We start from the raw sequence: 17033 nt of genomic DNA, 5'->3' as shown, positions 1-17033 counted from the left end.
ACCCCACTGCATTCACCCGGCCAATGACGTCCCCGGGTCATCTGAAGATCTGAGGACGGTACCGCATGGCATCGAGCGACCTCCGCTCACCTGTCGGGATGGAATATCCGGCGAAACAGGGCATGTACAACCCCGCGTTCGAGAAGGACGCCTGTGGCCTCGCCATGGTGGCGACGCTGCGCGGCACGGCCGGGCACGACATCATCGCTCTCGCCCTCGAGGCGCTGCGCAACCTGGAGCACCGCGGTGCGATCGGTTCGGATGCCGGCACCGGTGATGGTGCGGGCATCCTGACGCAGATGCCCGACGAGTTCCTGCGCGCGGTCACCGGCTTCGAGCTGCCACCGGTGGGGGAGTACGCCGCGGGTCTGGCTTTCCTTCCGCGTGATTCGAGTGAGCGCCGCCAGCAGAAGGCCGGCATCGAGAAGATCGCCCGCTCCGAGGGCCTGCGCGTCCTCGGCTGGCGCGAGGTCCCGACCGTCAACGAGCACCTCGGCAAGCTGGCCGATGAGGCACGCCCTGCGTTCGAGCAGCTTTTCGTCAGCGCCGGTGGCGCCACGCACTCCGACGCTCCGCTCACCGGCATCGCCCTCGACCGGGTCGCCTACCGCCTGCGCAAGCGCGCGGGTCACGAGCTCGGTGCCTACTTCGTCTCGTTGTCGAGCCGCACGCTCGGGTACAAGGGCATGGTCACGACCCTGCAGCTGGAGCCGTTCTACCCCGACCTGCAGGACGAGCGCTTCGCCTCCGAGCTCGCGGTCGTGCACTCGCGGTACTCGACCAACACCTTCCCGTCCTGGCCGCTGGCACAGCCGCTGCGCATGCTCGCCCACAACGGTGAGATCAACACGGTCGGCGGCAACCGCAACTGGATGCGTGCGCGCCAGTCGCAGCTCGAGTCCGAGCTGCTGGGCGATGTGGCCCCGCTGCTCCCGATCTGCACGGACGGCGCCAGCGACTCGGCATCGTTCGACGAGGTGCTGGAGCTGCTGACCCTCACCGGCCGCAGCCTGCCGCACGCCATCATGATGATGGTCCCCGAGGCCTACGAGAAGCAGTCCGACATCTCGCCGGAGCTGCGCTCGTTCTACGAGTACCACTCGAACCAGATGGAGCCGTGGGACGGTCCCGCCGCGCTGATCTTCACGGACGGCACCCTGGTCGGTGCGACGCTCGATCGCAACGGTCTGCGCCCCGGGCGCTGGACCGAGACGACCGACGGCCTGATCGTCATCGGCTCCGAGACCGGTGTGCTGAAGTTCGAGCCGGAGCGCATCAAGCGCCGCGGCCGCCTTCAGCCCGGCAAGATGTTCCTCGTCGACACGGCGCAGCGCCGCATCATCAGCGACCAGGAGCTCAAGCAGGACCTGGCCACCATGCACCCGTGGCAGGAGTGGCTGGATGCGGGCGCCGTGCGCCTCGCCGATCTGCCCGAGCGCGAGCACATCGTGCACCCGCCGGCATCGATCACCCGTCGTCAGCGCACGTTCGGCTACACCGAGGAGGAAGTGCGCATCCTGCTGACCCCGATGGGGCAGAACGGCGTCGAGCCGCTCGGCGCCATGGGGTCCGACACGCCGATCGCGGTGCTCAGCAAGCGACCCCGCCTGCTCTTCGACTACTTCACGCAGCAGTTCGCGCAGGTCACCAACCCGCCGCTGGATTCGATCCGCGAAGAGGTCGTGACCAGCCTCAAGCTCGGTCTGGGTCCGGAGAGCAACCTGCTGTCCTGGGGTCCGGAACACACCCGCACGGTGTCGCTCGACTTCCCGGTGATCGACAACGACGAACTCGCGAAGATCCGACACATCGACAAGGCGCTGCCTGACCGCTCCAGTGTCACGATCCGCGGTCTGTACCACTTCGATGCCGGCCCCGAGACGCTGCAGGACCGCCTCACCGAGATGTGCGCCGAGGTCGACGAGGCCATCGAGAGCGGTGCCGAGTTCATCATCCTGTCGGATCGTGACTCGAACAAGGATCTGACGCCGATCCCGTCGCTGCTCATGGTCTCCGCGATCCACCACCACCTGATCCGCCGCGAGAACCGCATGAAGGTCGGTCTGATCGTGGAGGCCGGCGACGTCCGCGAGGTGCACCATGTCGCCACGCTGATCGGCTACGGCGCCTCGGCGATCAACCCGTACCTGGCGATGGAGACCGTGGAGCACCTGGTGCGCACCGGCTACATCACCGGCATCTCGCCCGAGAAGGCCGTCCGCAACCTGATCTACGCGCTCGGCAAGGGCGTGCTCAAGATCATGTCGAAGATGGGCATCTCCACCGTCTCGTCCTACGCCGGTGCGCAGGTCTTCGAGGCTGTCGGACTCAGCCAGGAGTTCATCGACGCCTACTTCACCCGCACGGAGTCCAAGCTCGGCGGCATCGGCATCGAGGAGATCTTCGCCGAGAACCAGGCGCGGCACGACTACGCCTACCCCGAGGATGCTGCGGCGCGGGCACATGAACGCCTGTGGACCGGTGGTGAGTACCAGTGGCGGCGCGACGGCTCCCCGCACCTCTTCAGCCCGGAGACGGTGTTCAAGCTGCAGCACGCGACCCGCACCCGGCGCTACGACATCTTCCGCGAATACACCAAGCTCGTCGACGATCAGGCCGCGGAGCTCAAGACGCTGCGCGGACTCTTCACCCTGCGCACGGGGACGCGCAAGCCGGTTCCGCTCGACGAGGTCGAGTCGGTCTCCGACATCGTGAAGCGCTTCTCGACCGGTGCGATGAGCTACGGCTCGATCTCGCGCGAGGCGCACGAGACGCTGGCGATCGCGATGAACCGCATCGGCGGCAAGTCGAACACGGGGGAGGGCGGTGAGGACCCGGACCGTCTGGTCGACCCCGAGCGCCGCAGCTCGATCAAGCAGGTCGCCTCCGGTCGATTCGGTGTCACGAGCCTGTACCTCACCGAGGCGGACGACATCCAGATCAAGCTCGCGCAGGGCGCCAAGCCCGGTGAAGGCGGGCAGCTGCCGCCGACCAAGGTGTACCCGTGGGTGGCGCGCACACGTCACGCGACCGCCGGCGTCGGTCTCATCTCGCCGCCTCCGCACCACGACATCTACTCGATCGAAGACCTCAAGCAGCTCATCTTCGACCTGAAGCGGGCGAACCCCGAGGCACGCATCCACACCAAGCTGGTCAGCCAGTCCGGCATCGGTGCGGTCTCGGCCGGTGTGGCCAAGGCGCTCAGCGATGTCATCCTGGTCTCCGGCCACGATGGCGGAACCGGTGCCAGCCCGCTCAACTCGCTCAAGCACGCGGGCACGCCCTGGGAGCTCGGTCTCGCCGAGACCCAGCAGACCCTCATGCTCAACGGCATGCGCGACCGCGTGGTCGTGCAGGTCGACGGTCAGCTGAAGACCGGACGCGACGTGGTCATCGGTGCTCTGCTCGGTGCGGAGGAGTTCGGATTCGCCACGGCTCCGCTCGTGGTCAGCGGCTGCATCATGATGCGCGTGTGCCACCTCGACACCTGTCCGGTGGGCGTCGCCACGCAGAACCCTGCGCTGCGCGAGCGGTTCACCGGCAAGCCCGAGTTCGTCGTGAACTTCATGGAGTTCATCGCCGAAGAGGTGCGCGAACTGCTCGCGGAGCTCGGCTTCCGCTCGATCGACGAGATCGTCGGTCGAGCCGACCTGATCGAGGTCAACGCGGCGGTGGAGCACTGGAAGGCCGATGGACTCGACCTGAGCCCGATCCTCGACGGACCCGCGTTCCCGGCTGGCGAGCCCCGCCGAAGTGGACGTACGCAGGACCACGAGCTCGAGAAGCACTTCGACGTGCAGCTGATCGACATCGCGAAGGGTTCGCTCCTGAACGGAGAGCCCGTCGTCGTCGAGCTGCCGATCGCCAACACCGAGCGCGCCGTCGGCACGATGCTCGGCCATCAGGTGACCTCGCGTCATGGCGCCGAGGGGCTGCCGCGCGAGACCATCGATGTGACCCTGCACGGCACGGCAGGTCAGTCTCTCGGCGCGTTCCTGCCGCCGGGCATCATCCTGCGACTGGAAGGCGACGCCAACGACTACGTCGGCAAGGGGCTCTCCGGTGGCGACATCACGATCCGTCCGCCGCGTGGCTCCGCGATCACCCCGCAGGAGAACGTGATCGCGGGCAACGTGATCGGCTACGGCGCCACGTCGGGCACCATGTTCATCTCCGGTGTGGTCGGCGAGCGGTTCCTGGTGCGCAACTCCGGCGCCACCGCCGTGGTGGAGGGCGTGGGCGACCACGCGCTCGAGTACATGACCGGTGGTCTCGCCGTCATCCTCGGGTCGACAGGGCGCAACTTCGGCGCCGGCATGTCGGGGGGAGTGGCGTACGTGCACGCTCTCGACACCGCGAAGGTCAACTCCCAGTCTCTCGGCAGTGGAGAGCTTCTCCTCGAGCAGCTGGACCGCGCCGACCTCGAAGTGCTCCGCAGCCTTCTCGTCGAGCACGTCGAGCGCACCGCGTCTCCGCTGGCATCCGAACTGCTCTCGCGGTTCGACGTCGTGGCGACCGAGTTCGTGAAGGTACTCCCACGTGACTTCGCCGCCGTGCGCAGCATGCGGGAGGAAGCAGTCGCCGAGGGGATCGACCCGGATGGCGATATCGTCTGGAACCGCATCCTGGAGGTGACCGGTGGCTGATCCCAAAGGTTTTCTGAAGGTCACCGAGCGGGAGCTCCCCGCCCGGCGACCCGTCCCGGTCCGCATCATGGACTGGAAAGAGGTCTACGAACCCGGAGACCAGGCGGTGCTGCGCCGCCAGGCCAGCCGGTGCATGGACTGCGGCGTGCCGTTCTGCCATTCGGGGTGCCCCCTGGGGAACCTGATCCCGGAGTGGAACGACCTGACGTGGCGCGGCGAGGGACGTGCGGCGATCGATCGCCTGCACGCCACGAACAACTTCCCGGAGTTCACCGGACGTCTGTGCCCGGCGCCCTGCGAGAGCTCGTGCGTGCTCGGCATCAACCAGCCGGCGGTCACGATCAAGCAGATCGAGGTCTCGATCATCGACGAGGCCTTCGCCAAGGGATGGGTCGAGCCGCAGCCGCCGGCCCGCCTGACCGGCAAGACGGTCGCCGTGGTCGGATCGGGTCCTGCCGGACTCGCCGCGGCCCAGCAGCTGACGCGCGCTGGACACACGGTCGCGGTCTTCGAGCGCGACGACCGCATCGGCGGACTGCTGCGTTACGGCATCCCCGACTTCAAGATGGAGAAGGGACAGCTCGAGTCCCGTCTTCGCCAGATGCAGGAGGAGGGCACGCGCTTCCGCGCCGGAGTCGAGATCGGCAAGGACATCTCGTGGCCCGACCTGCGCGCCCGGTACGACGCGGTCGTCATCGCGACGGGTTCTACGGTGCCGCGCGACCTCGCCATCCCCGGCCGCGATCTCGATGGGGTGCACTTCGCCATGGAGTACCTGGTCGAGTCGAACCACGCCGTCGCCGGTGACAAGGTCACCGATCAGATCAGCGCCGAGGGCAAGCACGTCATCGTGATCGGTGGCGGTGACACCGGTGCGGACTGCATCGGCACCGCGCACCGCCAGGGCGCGCTGAGCGTCACCAACCTCGCGATCGGCAAGCAGCCGGGCACCGAGCGCCCCGACCACCAGCCGTGGCCGATGATGCCGACCGTGTTCGAGGTGTCCTCCGCACACGAAGAGGGCGGCGAGCGGGTCTTCCTGGCATCGACCGTCGAGTTCCTCTCGAACGAGGTCGGAGAGGTCCGGGCACTCCGGGTCGCCGAGACCGAGTACATCGACGGACGTCGTGTCCCCAAGAGCGGCACCGAGCGGGAGATCCCTGCGGATCTCGTCCTCATCGCGATGGGCTTCACCGGACCGGAGCAGGACGGCTACACCGAGGAGACCCGTCCGCAGACGACGGACCGCGGCGCCTTCGTGCGCGACTCGTCCTACGAGTCGACCGTCCCCGGTGTCTTCGTGGCAGGCGACGCCGGTCGCGGCCAGTCGCTGATCGTCTGGGCGATCGCCGAGGGCCGCGCAGCTGCAGCGAATGTCGATCGTTTCCTGATGGGCAGCACCGTGCTGCCGGAGCCCGTGCGCCCGAGTGATGTCGCGCTGGGCCTTCAGCCCGCGTAGGCTGAGCCGCGGCGCTTGCGCCGGTAGTACCTTCCCCCACCACAACCCTGGAGTATCTGTTGAGACGCGCGAAAATCGTCGCCACCCTGGGCCCTGCCACATCCACCTATGAGACCGTCCGCGCCCTGATCGATGCGGGTGTGGATGTCGCACGCCTGAACCTCAGCCACGGCGACTACTCCGTGCACGAGAACAACTACGCGAACGTCCGTCGCGCCGCCGACGACTCCGGCCGCGCCGTCGCCATCCTGGTCGACCTGCAGGGACCGAAGATCCGCCTCGGCAAGTTCGAGGACGGTCCTTACGAGCTCGCCGAGGGCGACGTCTTCAAGATCACGACCGAAGACATCATCGGCAACAAGGACATCTGCGGCACGACCTTCAAGGGTCTGCCTCAGGACGTCAAGCCCGGCGACTTCCTGCTGATCGACGACGGCAAGGTGCGCGTCGAGGTCGTCGAGTCCGACGGTGTCACCGTGACCACCAAGGTCATCGTCGCGGGAGCCGTCTCGAACAACAAGGGCATCAACCTGCCCGGCGTCGCCGTCAACGTCCCCGCACTCAGCGAGAAGGACGAGGAAGACCTCCGTTGGGGTCTGCGCATCGGCGCCGACCTGATCGCGCTGTCGTTCGTGCGCAACGCGCAGGACATCACCCGTGTGCACGAGATCATGGCCGAGGAGGGCGTCAAGCTCCCCGTCATCGCCAAGGTCGAGAAGCCGCAGGCCGTGGATGCCCTCGAGGGCATCGTCGACGCCTTCGACGCGATCATGGTGGCCCGTGGCGACCTGGGCGTCGAGCTGCCGCTCGAGGCGGTGCCGATCGTGCAGAAGCGCGCGGTCGAGCTCGCTCGTCGCAACGCCAAGCCCGTCATCGTCGCGACGCAGATGCTCGAGTCGATGATCAGCAGCCCCGTGCCCACGCGCGCCGAGACCTCGGACGTCGCGAACGCGGTGCTCGACGGCGCGGATGCCGTCATGCTCTCCGGCGAGACGAGTGTCGGCGACTACCCGGTCGTCGTCGTCGAGACGATGGCTCGCATCATCGAATCCACCGAGGAGCACGGCCTCGAGCGCATCGCGCCGCTCACCACCAAGCCGCGCACCCAGGGTGGAGCCATCACGCTGGCCGCACTGGAGGTCGCGGAGTTCGTCGACGCGAAGTTCCTCTGCGTGTTCACGCAGTCCGGCGACTCGGCGCGCCGCCTGTCGCGTCTGCGTTCGCGCATCCCGATGATCGCCTTCACGCCGGACCCCGACATCCGTCGCCGCATGGCGCTGACGTGGGGCGTCAGCTCCAAGCTTGTCGAGATGGTGCAGCACACCGACCTGATGTACCTGCAGGTGGATGACTACCTGCTCGGAAGCGGTCTGGCCAAGGAAGGCGACAAGGTCGTGGTGATCTCCGGTTCCCCTCCCGGAATCGTCGGCTCGACGAACGACATCCGCGTCCACAAGGTCGGAGACGCCGTCAACGGCGCCGCACCGATCTACAAGGAAGCGACCGTCTGATCTGACGGGACGACGAAGGGGCGGGGCCATGGGCTCCGCCCCTTCGCTGTGCGTGGGCACGGCGAACGCGATCGTCCTGCCGATATCGCGCGTTCGATGCCGGTCGCGTCGAGAGGAGCACGGGACCTTCGCCCCAGGAGGGTGACGGTGTGGTCGGGATCATTTCTCCATGACCGAAATGCGCGGGGCGTCCTCTCTGATCGCCGGGTACATCGAGTCCGTCGGCGTGCATTCCGAGGTCGGGACGCTTCGACAGGTCATCGTGCATCGCCCGGGCCGCGAACTCGATCGCCTCACGCCCGACAATTGCGAGGCGATGCTCTTCGACGACGTCCTCTGGGCCGCGCGAGCGCGCGCAGAGCATGATGTGTTCGTCGAAGTACTGCGCTCACATGGCGTCGTGGTGCACTACTTCGCCGATCTCCTGGCCGAGACGCTCGCGATTCCCGAGGCTCGCACGTTCGTCCTCGACCGCGTGTGTACCCGCGACGAATACGGTCCCGTTCTCGCCCCCGCTGTGCGGGGACTGCTCGATGAGAAGGAGCCCGCGGATCTCGCCGAGGCGCTGATCGCCGGCATCGCCGTGGATGAATTCCGCACTCCGTCGAGGGGCAGCCTGACGTGGCACACCCGCGATCCTGACAGTTTCGTGCTTCGTCCCCTCCCGAACACGCTGTTTCCGCGGGACAGCTCCGCCTGGGTGTTCGGCGGAGTCAACGTGAACGTGATGGCGAAGCATGCGCGGGTGCGGGAGACATCGCACGTGCGGGCGATCTACGATCATCACCCGTTGTTCGCGACGGCGAGGGTGGAGAGATACAACGCCGATGAGGATCGGCGATCGTCCGCGATCGAGGGGGGCGATATCCACGTTCTCGGGAGGGGAACGGTGCTGGTCGGAATGGGGGAGCGGACGACCGCGATGGCGATCGAGATCCTCGCTCAGACGCTGTTCCGCAGCGGGCAGGCCGAGCGCGTCGTCGCCGTCCCCCTCCCGCGTTCGCACGCGATGATGCATCTGGACACGGTGATGACGATGCTCGATCGCAAGACGTTCGTCCTCTCGCCCTCGCTGAAGGGCGCGCCGTTGCGTGCTCATGTGATCACGCCGAGTGAGGATGGGGACTCTCTCGCGATCAGTGACGCCGGAGACCTGGTGCCGGTCCTGGAAGAGGCTCTCGATATCGACGGCATCCGCATTCTGACGACCGTCGAGGATCGCCGCGCCGCAGCGCGCGAGCAATGGGACGACGCCAACAACTTCCTGGCTATCGCACCGGGCGTCGTCGTCGGATACGACCGCAACGTCGCGACGAACACCATGCTCCGCAAGAACGGGATCGAGGTCGTCACGATCGCGGGCAGCGAACTCGGGCGGGGTCGCGGCGGATCCCGATGCATGTCCTGTCCGATCCAGCGAGATCCGGCGTGACGGAGGAGGAACGATGACGCACGACACCTGGCTTCCGCATCTTCTGAAGGATGAGGATCTGACACGCGACCAGTTCGAGCGTCTCCTCGGCGTCGCCGCGGAGGTGAAGGCGGTGCGCCAGAGCGGGGTCGAGCGGCAACAGCTGACGGGCCGTCGTATCGCGGTGCTGTTCGAGAAGCCGTCGACCAGGACCCGTGCGGCGTTCGAGGTCGCGATCTATGAGCAGGGCGGACACCTCACATACATCGATCCTGCGTCGAGTCACGTGGGGACGACGGAGTCGATCGAGGACACGGCGATCGTCCTCGGACGTCTCTATGACGGCATCGCGTTCCGCGGGCACGCGCACGCCGATGTCGAAGCTCTCGCACGCCACGCGGACGTGCCGGTGTGGAACGGGTTGACCGACATGTGGCATCCCACGCAGGCGCTCGCGGACCTGCTGACCATGCGTGAGCACAGCAAAGCGCCCTTGAACGGCAGCAGCGTCTGCTTCCTCGGCGACGCGCGCGACAACGTCGCGAACAGCCTCCTGACCTCCGGGGCCATCATGGGCATGGACGTACGTGTCGCCTGTCCAGACTCGCTACGACCGGAGAGCGCCGTCATACATGCGGCGGAGCGGCTGGCCGCAGCATCCGGTGGCGCGCTCCTCGTCACAGACGACGTCGACCGTGCTGTGCGCGGGGCTGATTTCCTCTACACCGATGTCTGGGTGAGCATGGGCGAGCCGCGTGAGGCATGGGCCGCCCGCATCCCGTCGTTACTTCCGTATCGAGTGGATGCGACCATGATGCGACGGACCGGGAACCCTGCGGTGAAGCTGCTCCACTGCCTGCCGTCGATCCATGATCGACGATCGGCCATCGGTCGTGAGCTCTTCGACGGCTACGGGCTCGATGGTGCCGAGGTCGCCGATGACGTCTTCCGCTCCGAAGGCTCTCTCGTCTTCGACCAGGCCGAGAACAGGATGCACACCATCAAGGCCGTGCTCCTCGGCAGCCTCCGCGGCGATCCCGCCCCGGCTGGAGCACGGTGAGATGCGTCTGGTCATCGCGCTCGGTGGCAACGCGCTGCTGCATCGGGGAGAACGACCGGACGCTGCCATCCAGACGGCCAGGCTCTCCCTCGCCGCGCCGGGCCTCGCCCGTCTCGCCGACGAGCACGAGCTCGTGCTCGTCCACGGCAATGGCCCCCAGGTCGGGATGCTCGCCGAGGAGTCCGCGGCTGATGCCGCACTCTCTGCGCCCTATCCGCTGAGCGCGCTGGTCGCGGAGACGCAAGGTCTCATCGGGTCGCAGCTCTCGCTCGCCCTGCGCAACGCCGGCCTGGTCGGCATGGTCACGACCGTGATCACTCACACGGTGATCGATGCGCATGATCCGCGTCGTGACGTTCCCTCGAAGTTCATCGGTCCGTCCTATGACCGACGACGTGCGCGGCGCCTCGCTGCCGAGCACGGGTGGGAGGTCGCGGAGGACGGCGACTCATGGCGTCGCGTCGTACCCTCGCCGCTCCCACAGCGCATCCTGGAGATCGACGCCGCGACAGCTCTCCTGAAGTCCGGGATGACGGTCGTCCTGGCGGGGGGAGGGGGCGTGCCCGTCAGCGACCACGACGGGCTCCACACGCTCGACGCGGTCGTGGACAAAGACCACGCTGCGGCCCTCATCGCCCGCACAGTGAGTGCCGACAGACTGGTGATCCTCACCGATGTGCCCGGTGTCATCGCCGACTACGGAACGCCGGACGCCACAGTCATCGCGGCGAGCACCCCCGCAGCACTCCGGCAGTGGGACTTTCCCGACGGTTCCATGGGTCCGAAGGTGGCGGCAGTCTGCGACTTCGTATCGTCGACGAGGCGTACGGCGGCGATCGGCGCGCTGGAACACGCGGAGGAAGTGGTCATGGGGACGCTCGGGACTCAGATCACGCCGGACGTTCTCGGTCCCCGTTGACGCGCGGCCTCGGGGTCTGCGTCATCTGTCCTGGCTGACGGCGCCGCAGGAAACGGCGACGAGGGTCCGTTCAAGGCGCGCAGCGCGTACAGGATGGTGGCGAGATCGACGAGCTCCTGCACGAGTGCCCCGACCAGCGCGGGGATCAGCCCGGTCATCGCGACGAGCATGAGCCCCACGCTCAGGCCGATACCGATCCAGATCGCGGTGAGCGCCACACGCAGTGTGTGCCGCCCGATCGACACGGCCTCGACGAGCTTCTCCAGCGAATCGACGAGGATCACGACGTCGGCCGCGTCGCCTGCTGCCGTCGCACCCTTCGCGCCCATGGCGACCCCGATGTCGGCGGCGGCGAGCACCGGGGCATCGTTGACGCCATCACCCACCATCATGATCGGCCGCGGCTGCAATGCCGCGGCCAGGGCGACCTTCTCAGGCGGAAGCAGCTCGGCGTGCACCTCGGAGATGCCGACCTGATGAGCAACGGACTCCGCTGTCGGTCCGACGTCTCCGGTGAGCATGACCACGCGATCGACCTCGTGGGCGCGCAACCACGAGATGACAGCCGCAGCCTCGCGACGCGGGTGGTCGGCGAGCACGAGCACACCCGCGAAACGTCCATCGACCGCGACGTAGGCGGCGGCCTGGCTCGTGTCGAGGGTCGCCCTCACGGTGTCGGGCGCGAGAGCGGCCACGTACGCGGGTTTGCCGACGACGACTTCTCGTCCGTCGATATCGGCCACGACGCCGTTCGTCGCCTCCTCGCGCGCCTCCGTCGCGCCGTGGAGCTCAAGTCCACGCGACTCCGCAGCGCGGCGGATGCCCTCGGCGAGCACGTGCGTCGAGTACTGCTCGGCTGACGCGGCGAGTTGCAGGAGTTCATCGGGGTCGAAGGCGTTCGCGGTGCGGATGCCGACGAGTTCCGGCCGCCCTTGGGTGAGAGTTCCCGTCTTGTCGAATGCCGCCGCCCGCACTCGCGCGATCTGCTCGATGACCGCCCCTCCCTTCATGATCACGCCCGCCTTCGCCGCACGCGAGAGACCGCCGAGGAAGGCGACGGGTGCCGCGATCAGGAGCGGGCAGGGCGTGGCGAGGACGAGGACCTCCGCGAAGCGTGTCGCTTCACCGGAGATCGCCCAGGCGGCGCTCGCCAGCACGAGCGACACCGCGGTGAACGGCACCGCGAAGCGATCGGCGAGCCGCACCACCGGGGCATGGGAGTCTTCAGCGGCGTGGACGAGGGCGACGATCTGCTGGTACTGACTCTCGGAGCTCTTGCGAACCGCTCGGATCCGCACGGCACGACTGCCGTTGATCGCCCCGGAGAGAACCTCGCCGCCGGCCTCACGAGTGACGGGCATGCTCTCGCCGGTGAGGGAGGACTCGTCGAACGTGCCGGTCTCGGTGAGCAGCACGCCGTCGACGGGCACTATCTCCGCGGGGCGGATGAGCAGCACGTCTCCGACCGCGACCTCATCCACGGGAAGGTCCGTGACCTCGTCCGAATCCGCGATCTGTGCGGGCATGAGCACGTGTGCGATGCGTGGTGAGCGATCGAGCAGGGCCGACAGGTCGCGTCTCGCGCGGCGACCGGCGAAGTCCTCGAGAGCTTCTCCGCCCGAGAGCATCAGCACGATGATGACGGAGGCGATGTATTCGCCGACGGCCAGCGTCGCCACCATCGCGACAACCGCGAGGATGTCGAGACCCACATGGCCCCTGAGCACATCCCGCACCATCCGCACGAGGGTCCACGTGACGAACACCGTCACGTAGCCGGTGGCGACGACTCGCCCGACGACCGGAGCGCCGAGGACGAGAAGCAGCAGCACGCCGCTGAGCACCACGACGGTGGTCGTGATCGCCGGATAGCGCCACAGCACGCGGAGATACCTCATACCTCAGCTTCTCGCGTACGGGGTCGGTCCGCCACCGCGATCGTTCGACCCTCCGGGATGCACCCGCGAGTGCGACTCAGGCATCGGGAGGGTTTCCGGCGCCGTGCTGGCGTCTGGAGTGGTGGACGATCAGCACAGGGCAGTGCGCATGCTCCGCGCAGGCGGCGCTCACCGAGCCCAGGAGCATTCCGACGAAGCCTCCGTGCCCGCGACTGCCGAGGACGAGCATGAAACAGTTCTCGCTCAGCCCGATGAGGGTGCGCGCAGCGGGTCCGAGGAGCGTGCGGCTGATCAGCCCCTCGGGCGGCGCCTCTCCGAAGGCCCTCCGGATGCTGTCATCGAGAATCTCCTCGGCATCCTCTTCGGGCGACCATTCGATGGCGACATACGGATCGACAGGCGGCGCCGTCCACGTCGTCACGACCTCGAGCGGATTACCGAATGCGGCGGCGATACGCGCGGCCTGGCGCAGCGCGTCGACGGACGACGCCGATCCATCCACGCCGACGATGATGCGGTCACTCTGTGTGTGCTCCATGCCGCCACGATGCCGGATTCCGTGCGTGATCCTCGGGACGAAGGTCACACGGTTCGTCGGGCGGGTTCAGCGGTCGCCCGCCTCTGGCTGATGCGGAGGTTCATGCTGTGTCCGTCGCGGAGGTGAGCGTGAACGCTCTGCCCTGGATGGATTCGGGCACGATTCGTACCCAGCGGTCCTTCTCCTCCGGAGCCCACGGCTGAACTCCGAGACTTTCGGCTTCGCGCACGTCGTCGTCTCGGTCGAACTCCTCTGCCGTTCCCTTCACGACCACGCTGAAAGCTTCATCTGCCTCGAGGCCATCGACCTCGAACGCGATGCCGTTGTGGATCGTCAGCTCCAGGAGCTTCGTACCGGCTGCGGTTCGGAACACGATGATGCCATCGTCGACCTTGTGATTGACGGGGAAGATGTCCACCTGCCCCGCCGCAGCAGCGGCGATGCGACCGTAGGGTGCGCGGGTCAGGCGCTCCCAGCATTCGCCGGGTGTCAGCAGTCGCGTCGGTGAACGGTCGATGTCGTCCATGGCGAGTTCCTCCCGATGGTGGTCTACGTCACGTTTCCGTGGGGGACGGGTTCGGACGGGGTGATCGAGGTGGCCGCGCCGACTACGGGCTCGACGTCCCAGGGCGTGCGCGCCGGGAGGCCATGACGCCGGTTCGACGCCTTCATCCAGACGTAGAGCGGGACACCGAGCAGGAAGGCGATCGCGCCGTAGAAGGCGGCTTCCGCTCCGGTGCCGATGAGAGCCCAGAAGCTGAAGACCAGAGCGAGTGCGGCGACGACGATGTCGCGGGCGAAATGCGGCCAGGACGTGGGACGACTACGGCTGACGAGCCAATAGATCTGTGCGGCAGCCGAGAACAGGAACGGGATGACCGATGTGAACACGGTGAGCAGCACCACCATCGTGAAGACCTGCTCGAAGCTCGTGTAGGCGAGCACTGTCAGCAAGGTGGCGAGGATCGTCGAGGCGAGCATCCCGACGATCGGCATGCCCCTCGACTCACGTGCGAACGCACGCGGGAACATGCCGTCCTTGGCGGCAGCCTGCGGCATCTCACCCACGATGAAGGTCCACCCGACGAGGCAACCAAGGCCCGAGATCACGGCGACGACGGCGACGACCTGCCCAGCCCAGGTTCCGGAGAACATCGCGTTCGCCGCATCACTGAACGGTGCGGTGGACGATCGCAGGTCGGTGTTGCTCACCGTGCCGAAGACGGCGAGCGTGCCGAGGATGTACACCGCGCCGCACGCGATCGTTCCATAGACGGTGGCGCGGGAGACGTTTCGTTCCGCGTCGCGAACCCTCCCGGCAGCAACGGAAGCGGTCTCGATGCCCAGATAGGCGAACAGAGCCACAGCACCGGCACCGGCCAGAGCGGTCCATCCGTCGGTTCCCGAAGAGTTGAAGGGACCGAAGTTCGCGGGGTTCACGAAGAACAGACCGATGATGGCGATGGCCGCGAGCGGGACGATCTTCAGAACCGTGAAGACCACCTGGGCGCCACCCATGCTGCGCAGACCGAGCACGTTGATCAGGACGGGGATCCAGAGACAGGCGATGGCGATGATGATCGAGCCGACCACGTTGTGGTCGGTGTTGATGAACACCTCGACGTAGCCGGTGAGCGCGACCACGATCGCCGCGTTGCCTGCCCAGGCCGTGAGCCAGTACGACCACGCATTGAGGAATCCGGGGAACTCCCCGAACGCGTCGCGCGCGTAGAGATACGGTCCTCCCGAGCCCGGCACGCGCGCGGCGAGCGCACCGAACACGATCGCGAGCGCCACGGCTCCGACGGTGACGAGCAGGAACGCGACCAGGCTGATCGGACCGAACGCCGCGAGCGCTGAGGGCAGCCCGAAGACGCCGGTGCCGATCACGGAGCCGATGACGAGCGCGGATGCTGCGGGCAGACCGAGAGTGCTTCCTTGGGGTTTCATGGATGCGGACATGGTGACATCGTGCGCGCTGACGGTGCAGTGGTTCAGGTCGAAGGTCCCGCCGCACACACCGCATGCGCGCGGTCCGGATTCGGTGCACACCGCGATGGGTCAGCGGTCACTTCGGTCCGAGCGGAGTGAAGGCCGCCGACCTGCGGTGCACACGATGAGGGTATCCGCGGGTGCGAACCGGCGGCGCGGTGCGATGCTGCGTCGCCGACCTTCGGAAGAACCAGGCCTTGGCGACCTCGATGCACAGCAGGTGGCTGATGTCCGCCCCCTCGATCGGCGGCGATATCGGACGTTCAGCTCGATTGCGCGGGTTCACGGGCTTGTCCACACGACCTCGCGCGCTAGCGAGCAGGCGGCGCACCCGGAGAGCCGAGGTGGGCTGCCCGCTCCGCTTCGAGTACTGCCGCCTGTGTCCTGCGTTCGAGCCCGAGCTTGCTCAGAAGCGAGGAGACGTAGTTCTTCACGGTCTTCTCCGCAAGTCCCAACCGTTCCCCGATCTGACTGTTCGTCAGGCCTTCGGCGATCAGCGCGAGTGTCTGCTTCTCCCGCATGTTCAAGGATCCGTATCGAGGGTCGTCGGCCGGGGCTTCTCGAACCCGGTGGGTGATCTGCCGGACCATCGACGGATTCAGAAGCGACCGGCCTTCGCCAACGGCGCGCACCGAGCGGACGATCTCGTCGGTGTGCAGTTCTTTCAGAAGGTAGCCCGCAGCATCACCCATCATCGCCGCGACGAGTGCGTCGTCATCGTCGAACGCGGTCAGGATCAGGCAGCGCACGCCCGGATGAGCCTGGCGGATCCGACGGCACAGATCGATTCCGCTGCCGTCGGGGAGGTGGACGTCCAGCACGGCGATATCCGGGAGGGTCTCGGCGATTCCGATCGCCGCCTCGCCGGATGTCGAGGCCTCTCCGACCACTGTCATATCGGCCTGCGCCTCGAGCAGCCCCGCGATACCACGGCGCACGATCTCGTGGTCATCGACCAGGAACACTCGATGCATTCGTTCTCTCTTCGCTCACCGACAGTGCAGGGATCGGACCGTCAGACGGTCGTCGATGGAAGACACGGTACAGGCCGAGGGGAGGGCGCTGTGCCGTGTTCACGCGCTGGCACGGCCGGTCAGCTCGTGGAGGCCGCGCCGACGTCTGGCCCGCGGCTCCGTCCGGTGGCAGGGACCGGCTGTGTCGAGCTGTGCACGACGAGGACGGGGCAGTGCGCGTGGGCAGCGCACGCCGCGCTGACCGATCCGAGGAGCAGCCCGGCGAATCCACCATGTCCGCGACTGCCGACGACGAGCATCGACGCGTGCTCGCTGCGCTCGATCAGCACTTCTGCCGCACGGCCGGGCATGGTCGCGGAAGTGAATCTCGCCGGCGGCGATCCTTGGAACGCTTCGAGCACGGCATCGTCGAGGCACTTCTGTGCTTCCTTCTGCGGTGACCATTCGGTTCCAGGATCGAACGGCACCGCCATGACCGGGTACGTCCATGTCGTCACCGCGGCGAGGGCGGCGTCGAACGCGAGGGCGAGTCTGGCTGCGAAAGCCAGCGCCTCGACGGACGCAGGCGACCCATCGACGCCGACGATGATGGGAAGGGATTCCACGTTGTCTGTCATGCATCCAG

At 67.2% G+C, this 17033-nt stretch carries 12 protein-coding genes; 6 read left to right on the top strand and 6 right to left on the bottom strand.

Annotation, left to right across the window (positions count from 1 at the left end; translation table 11 throughout):
- Positions 1-98 precede the first annotated feature (98 nt).
- The 6 genes from gltB to ACIOVG_RS12020 all read left to right on the top strand — a co-directional run bounded on the left by gltB (position 99) and on the right by ACIOVG_RS12020 (position 11006).
- Positions 99-4646 carry a glutamate synthase large subunit gene (gene gltB, locus ACIOVG_RS12045; RefSeq protein ID WP_400873518.1) on the top strand — a complete coding sequence of 1516 codons (4548 nt, stop codon included), beginning with the start codon at positions 99-101 and terminating at the stop codon, positions 4644-4646.
- Positions 4639-6105, top strand: a complete 1467-nt coding sequence (locus tag ACIOVG_RS12040; protein ID WP_400873516.1) for a glutamate synthase subunit beta — start codon at positions 4639-4641, stop codon at positions 6103-6105. The genes gltB and ACIOVG_RS12040 overlap by 8 nt, the downstream gene beginning before the upstream one ends.
- A 59-nt stretch (positions 6106-6164) precedes the next feature.
- Entirely contained in the window at positions 6165-7616 is a 1452-nt protein-coding gene (gene pyk / locus ACIOVG_RS12035) for a pyruvate kinase (protein WP_400873513.1), read from the top strand.
- A gap of 169 nt (positions 7617-7785) precedes the next feature.
- Positions 7786-9048, top strand: a complete 1263-nt coding sequence (locus ACIOVG_RS12030; protein ID WP_400873511.1) for an arginine deiminase — start codon at positions 7786-7788, stop codon at positions 9046-9048.
- Between the two features lie 13 nt (positions 9049-9061).
- Positions 9062-10087: an ornithine carbamoyltransferase gene (gene argF, locus ACIOVG_RS12025; protein ID WP_400873508.1), complete on the top strand. Its 1026-nt coding sequence runs from the start codon at positions 9062-9064 to the stop codon at positions 10085-10087.
- A gap of 1 nt (position 10088) precedes the next feature.
- A complete protein-coding gene (locus ACIOVG_RS12020) occupies positions 10089-11006 on the top strand; it encodes a carbamate kinase (protein ID WP_400873505.1) in 918 nt (305 codons plus the stop codon).
- On the opposite strand, the gene ACIOVG_RS12015 is transcribed toward ACIOVG_RS12020, so the two are convergent.
- From ACIOVG_RS12015 to ACIOVG_RS11990, 6 genes are all read right to left on the bottom strand, one after another.
- On the bottom strand, positions 10973-12904 hold the full coding sequence (locus ACIOVG_RS12015) for a heavy metal translocating P-type ATPase (protein WP_400873502.1): 1932 nt from the start codon (positions 12902-12904) through the stop codon (positions 10973-10975). The two genes, ACIOVG_RS12020 and ACIOVG_RS12015, sit on opposite strands and share 34 nt — an antisense overlap.
- 76 nt (positions 12905-12980) lie before the next feature.
- Positions 12981-13442: a universal stress protein gene (locus tag ACIOVG_RS12010; protein WP_400873499.1), complete on the bottom strand. Its 462-nt coding sequence runs from the start codon at positions 13440-13442 to the stop codon at positions 12981-12983.
- 100 nt (positions 13443-13542) lie between these two features.
- Positions 13543-13968, bottom strand: coding sequence for a pyridoxamine 5'-phosphate oxidase family protein (locus ACIOVG_RS12005; protein WP_400873496.1), 426 nt, complete (start codon positions 13966-13968; stop codon positions 13543-13545).
- Positions 13969-13991: 23 nt separating this feature from the next.
- Positions 13992-15404, bottom strand: a complete 1413-nt coding sequence (locus tag ACIOVG_RS12000; RefSeq protein WP_400873493.1) for an amino acid permease — start codon at positions 15402-15404, stop codon at positions 13992-13994.
- Positions 15405-15745: 341 nt separating this feature from the next.
- Positions 15746-16408, bottom strand: a complete 663-nt coding sequence (locus ACIOVG_RS11995; protein ID WP_400873490.1) for a response regulator — start codon at positions 16406-16408, stop codon at positions 15746-15748.
- 119 nt (positions 16409-16527) lie between these two features.
- On the bottom strand, positions 16528-17025 hold the full coding sequence (locus tag ACIOVG_RS11990; RefSeq protein ID WP_400873487.1) for a universal stress protein: 498 nt from the start codon (positions 17023-17025) through the stop codon (positions 16528-16530).
- Positions 17026-17033 lie beyond the last annotated feature (8 nt).

This window comes from Microbacterium sp. NPDC087591, assembly GCF_044743625.1.
Taxonomy (GTDB): Bacteria; Actinomycetota; Actinomycetes; order Actinomycetales; family Microbacteriaceae; genus Microbacterium.
The sequence above is the reverse complement of the archived record's forward strand: the minus strand, read 5'-3'. Positions and strand labels throughout refer to the sequence as shown.